The organism is Rubrivivax albus, assembly GCF_004016515.1.
GTDB classification, from domain to species: Bacteria; Pseudomonadota; Gammaproteobacteria; order Burkholderiales; family Burkholderiaceae_C; genus Rubrivivax; species Rubrivivax albus.
In genome coordinates, this window is sequence record NZ_SACT01000070.1 from 1 (window position 1) to 255 (window position 255).

General features: G+C 71.0%; 1 protein-coding gene. It reads left to right on the plus strand.

Annotated elements, in window-relative coordinates:
* A partial coding sequence (locus tag ENE75_RS24775) for an IS66 family transposase (protein ID WP_158289107.1) occupies positions 1-255 on the plus strand: 255 nt, incomplete at both ends.

Here is a 255-nt window from a genome sequence, read left to right on the forward strand (position 1 = left end):
CGGCGTGACCGAGGTGGGCTGCATGGCGCACGCGCGGCGCAAGTTCCACGAGCTGTGGGCCAACCACGGCAGCCAGGTGGGCGAGCAGGCGCTGAAGTTCTTCGGCGAGCTCTACGACGTCGAGCGAAAAGTGGCCAAGGCCCACAGCCAGGCCCGGCTCGAGGCCCGACGACGACGATCACGGCCCGTGGCCGACGCGCTGCACCAGTGGATGGGCCAGCAGCGGCAGAAGATCCCGGACGGCTCGGCCACCGC